Below are 1,180 nucleotides of genomic sequence, written 5' to 3'. Positions count from 1 at the left end.
GTGCAGGAACTGCGCGCCAGCAATCTGCGACAGACCAATGGTGCTGACGTAGCAGGTGTCCTTGCCGAACACCTGGTTCATTTCTTCGTAAACGCGCTGTGGTTTTACCGGCACGTTGTCGAAGTGGGTCTTGCGATGCAGGCTGGCTTTGCGCTGCTGGCAATCTTGCAGCCAGGCACTGCGGTTTTTCAGCTTGCCGGCGGCTTGCCATTCACGCGCCACTTCGATGAACACGGTCAGTGCTGCAGCGGCGTCGGACACGATGCCCAGATCCGGCGTGAACACACGACCGATCTGCGTGCCTTCGATGTCGACGTGAATGAACTTGCGGCCTTCGGTGTAAACGTCAACCGAACCGGTGTGGCGGTTAGCCCAACGGTTACCGATCCCCAACACCACGTCGGATTTCAGCATGGTCGCGTTGCCGTAACGGTGCGAAGTCTGCAGACCGACCATGCCGACCATCAACGGGTGATCGTCCGGGATGGTGCCCCAGCCCATCAGGGTCGGGATTACCGGGATGCCGGTCAGCTCAGCGAACTCAACCAGCAGATCGCTGGCGTCGGCGTTGATGATGCCGCCGCCTGCCACCAGCAATGGACGCTCGGCCTGATCGAGCAGCGCCAGAGCCTTCTCGACCTGAACACGGGTTGCGGTCGGTTTGGCCAATGGCAGCGGCTGGTAGGCGTCGATGTCGAATTCGATTTCGGCCATCTGCACGTCGAACGGCAGGTCGATCAGCACCGGGCCTGGACGGCCGGAGCGCATTTCAAAGAAGGCTTTCTGGAACGCATACGGCACTTGGCCCGGTTCCAGAACAGTGGTCGCCCACTTGGTGACTGGCTTGACGATGCTGGTGATGTCGACAGCCTGGAAGTCTTCCTTGTGCATACGGGCGCGGGGTGCCTGGCCGGTAATGCAGAGGATTGGAATCGAGTCGGCCGAGGCGCTGTAGAGCCCGGTGACCATGTCGGTACCGGCTGGGCCGGAAGTACCGATGCACACGCCGATGTTGCCGGCTTTAGTGCGGGTGTAGCCCTCGGCCATGTGCGAGGCGCCTTCGACGTGGCGAGCAAGGACGTGATCGATGCCACCGACTTTCTGCAAGGCGGAGTACAGCGGGTTGATGGCAGCGCCCGGGATGCCAAAAGCGGTATCAACCCCTTCACGGCGCATCACC

At 61.4% G+C, this 1,180-nt stretch carries 1 protein-coding gene; it reads right to left on the bottom strand.

Annotated elements, in window-relative coordinates:
• Positions 1–1,179 (bottom strand): glyoxylate carboligase (gene gcl, locus ACIP1X_RS29065; protein WP_400755999.1); only part of this gene is annotated, 1,179 nt, incomplete at its 3' end.
• Position 1,180 lies beyond the last annotated feature (1 nt).

Source organism: Pseudomonas sp. NPDC088885, from assembly GCF_044750025.1.
GTDB classification, from domain to species: domain Bacteria; phylum Pseudomonadota; class Gammaproteobacteria; order Pseudomonadales; family Pseudomonadaceae; genus Aquipseudomonas; species Aquipseudomonas rustica.
Note: the sequence above shows the minus strand (reverse complement) of the source record. Positions and strands in the feature narration are given on the sequence as shown.